The following is a 3222-nucleotide window of genomic DNA, read 5'->3' as shown; positions in this document are numbered from 1 at the left end:
GATATATGGCCTAGAAGGAGAGACTGGGAAGGTGAGGTAGTATCGGTTTACATAAAAGATGGTGATCATGTAAATGAAAACGATATCGTAGCTGAAATAGAAATAGAGAAAGTTGTTTTAAAAATTGTCTCTAAGGTTAGTGGAAAAATTGTTAGAGTTGAAGTTAAGGAAGGAGACAAAGTAAAGCCTGGTTCTACGATAGCGGTAGTAGAGGCAATATGATAATGAAAACTAAAATAATGGTAAATGAAAATGAAAACTTCAAGAGAATATCGAGTATCGTAGTTAGAAATGGAATAAATACAGTCTGTGAAGAGGCCTTATGCCCTAATATCTTAGAGTGTTGGGGATCTGGCACCGCAACTTTCATGATAATGGGTAATATTTGTACTAGAGGATGTAGATTTTGTTACGTAATTAAAGGTAAGCCAGAGAAATTAGATGAGAACGAACCAAACAAAATAGCTAACGCGGTAAAGGAAATGGGATTAGACTATGTAGTAATCACAAGCGTGGATAGAGATGATTTGCCAGATGGCGGAGCTCATCACTTCGCCAACGTTATCAGAAAAGTCAGAGAGGTAAACCCTAACGTAATAATTGAAGTACTTACACCCGACTTTAGGGGAAATGTTGAAGCTGTAAACCATGTAATAAGTGCGGGTGTAGACGTTTTCGCTCATAATGTTGAGACCGTGAAAAGACTAACACCAATTGTTAGAGATCCTAGAGCTTCTTATGAACAAAGCCTTAGAGTATTAGCATATGTTAAAAACGTTATCAAAAAATCTTCAATCTTATTGGGTTTCGGAGAGACGTTAGAGGAAATAATTCAAACAATGAAGGATTTAAGGGATGTCGGAGTTCATATTCTAGTCTTGTCACAGTACATGAGACCTAGCAAAAAACAATTAGAAGTTAAGAAGTATTACACGGTAGAGGAATTCAAAAAACTTGAAGAAATAGCTTACTCACTAGGGTTTTCGGCTGTAATATCGTTACCATTAGCTAGAACTTCCTATAAAGCAAAGGAAGCTTATTTGAAGGTGATAAGAGATGTTAAGGGTAATAATTGATGCGGTTAGGGATCCACAATACAACATGGCTATTGATGAAGCTATAATGAGATCTCGTAAAAACGTTAATTATGATACGTTAAGACTATATATGTGGTCTCCTTCTGGAGTTAGTTTAGGAAGAGCACAGAGTGCTGAAAGAACAGTAAACTTGAATGCCATAAAGGAGTTGGGCTATAAACTGGTTAGAAGACCTACTGGAGGAGGTGCTTTATTACATCCAGAAAATTATGAGATCACATATAGTGTAGTACTTTCCTTAGAGCATAAGATAGGAAAGTTGAGTGTAGATGAATCAGCCTCAGAAATAGCTAAGGGAATACTTAATGCTTTAACTATCTTGGGCAGAGATGTTAGAATAAAAGGATTAGGGGATAGGGAAAAACATAACTTATGTTATCTTAGGAGCGGTTCAAGTGATGTGATAATAGATGGGAGAAAGATTTCTGGCTCAGCTCAAGTAAGGGATGATAAGGCACTACTCCAACATGGAACACTCCTTCTAAATTTTGAACCAGACACATGGTTAAAAGTAATTAAAATGCAAGGCGTGACTCCCGAGTTCTTAAAAAGCAGAATAGCAGGACTTTATGAATACGTAGATGCTAGTATAAGTCAAGTAACTAACGCGTTAATAGAAGGATTTGCCAAGGCACTAAATGAAGAAGTGTTTTTCGGAAGTATTACCCCAGCAGAAATGGAATTATCGCACCAACTGTATAAGATAAAATACTCAACTGATAAGTGGAACTTACTAGGAACGGAAGGAATGCCTAGCTCTTAATGGCGGGGATGGTAAAGTGTATAAGTTTTCTACCCCTTTATTTGTATAAGCCAAATGGGAGAGGGTCTCTGACCATCACGACTACCCCCTCGTATGAGATACGTAAACATAAATCGATGAGAGGAACTTGTGAAATTCACTAAGGGAACACTAGCCATTTAGAGGAAGTCAGTAGGAACGGAAAAATGACTACAAGAAGTCTGCTATATGAAATACGTCAAATCCCATTGACCTAATAGATAGGGCACAAATACTATTTGTAGCTATAACTCTCCTCACACCACTTTTCTCTATCTTTTCTCTCTTTACACTTCTCACCATATCAGAGAGTTTAGGATGGGTCAACCAGTAATCACCACCAGCTCCACACTCAAAGAAGGGATCTTCCATCTCCCTTATTTCTAGCCCCATTTTCTCAGAAACCTCCTTAATATATCTGGTTAGCTTCTGCCTATACGCATGACATGGGTAATGAATAGTAAAAACTCCCTCTCTCCTTGGAACTTCCAAATTCTCTTTAACAATGAATTCTGAGAAGTCATAAACGTGTAGATTAATGCCAAATAATTCACTATATTCTTTCATGAACGCTGAGCAATTAGATTGAAGAAGTACAATTTTCTTATCCTTAATCTTCTCATGGAGCTTCTTAGCCAAGTTCTCTGCTCCCTTATAGTTCCCATTACTTATGTGGGCTAATCCACAACATCCATTGATGATTTTCACCTTGTAGTATTTACTTAAGTAATTGAAAGCTTTCTCAACAGTCCTTCTAAAGAAAATAGACTCTATACAGCCTGGAAATAATATTATCTCTTCTTTTCCTTCTCCTTTCTGGCCTTCAAGAGGCGAATTAACCTCAACATTACCTACAAACTCCATAAATCTCCTTATATCTGGGTGATCAATTCTATTCATAGTTTTTAAAACTCTAGAAAATATAGATGGGTTTTCTAACATTTTTTCTATTATTGTTTGTTTTATATCGCTTTTCCTATAAGGTACTATTATTTGTCCGTATTTAACACCAGCAGGGCAAGCTGTTTCGCATAACCTACAATACATGCAGGTCTGAAAGCCTATGCTATTTATTCCTGCTCTTACAGCCTCTATTCTGCCTCTAGGCGAATGAACCTCATTTCTAGTAACCACATAGGTAGGACAAGTTTCCAAGCAAAAACCACAGTGAGTGCACATCTCAGTCAGTTTTAAAGATTGCATTATGCTCAAGTTTAATCACTCTCAAATAATAAATGATTATGAATTGGATTAACTACGTTACATATCTCAGTTTTATCGGGTGGGATAAGCTTACATTTATTTAAAATCCCCTTGGGATCAAAAGTTCTCTTGATTCTTCTC

The 3222-nt window shown here is 36.8% G+C and carries 4 protein-coding genes; 3 read left to right on the top strand and 1 reads right to left on the bottom strand.

Annotated features, from left to right (window positions below):
* The 3 genes from DMP16_RS08725 to DMP16_RS08715 form a co-directional block, all read left to right on the top strand.
* Positions 1-222: biotin/lipoyl-containing protein (locus tag DMP16_RS08725; protein WP_143577111.1), on the top strand; the 222-nt coding region annotated here is incomplete at its 5' end.
* Entirely contained in the window at positions 219-1076 is an 858-nt protein-coding gene (gene lipA / locus DMP16_RS08720; RefSeq protein WP_069282748.1) for a lipoyl synthase, read from the top strand. The genes DMP16_RS08725 and lipA, both read left to right, overlap by 4 nt.
* Positions 1057-1860, top strand: a complete 804-nt coding sequence (locus DMP16_RS08715; RefSeq protein ID WP_069282747.1) for a biotin/lipoate A/B protein ligase family protein — start codon at positions 1057-1059, stop codon at positions 1858-1860. The genes lipA and DMP16_RS08715 overlap by 20 nt, the downstream gene beginning before the upstream one ends.
* Before the next feature lie 189 nt (positions 1861-2049).
* On the opposite strand, the gene DMP16_RS08710 is transcribed toward DMP16_RS08715, so the two are convergent.
* The gene (locus DMP16_RS08710; RefSeq protein ID WP_069284631.1) at positions 2050-3084 is read right to left on the bottom strand and encodes a (Fe-S)-binding protein; all 1035 of its coding nucleotides are present in this window, start codon (positions 3082-3084) and stop codon (positions 2050-2052) included.
* Positions 3085-3222: the final 138 nt, after the last annotated feature.

The organism is Sulfolobus sp. B1 (genome assembly GCF_007050195.1).
Lineage (GTDB): Archaea > Thermoproteota > Thermoprotei_A > Sulfolobales > Sulfolobaceae > Saccharolobus.
This window is presented reverse-complemented; position numbering and strand designations above follow the sequence as displayed.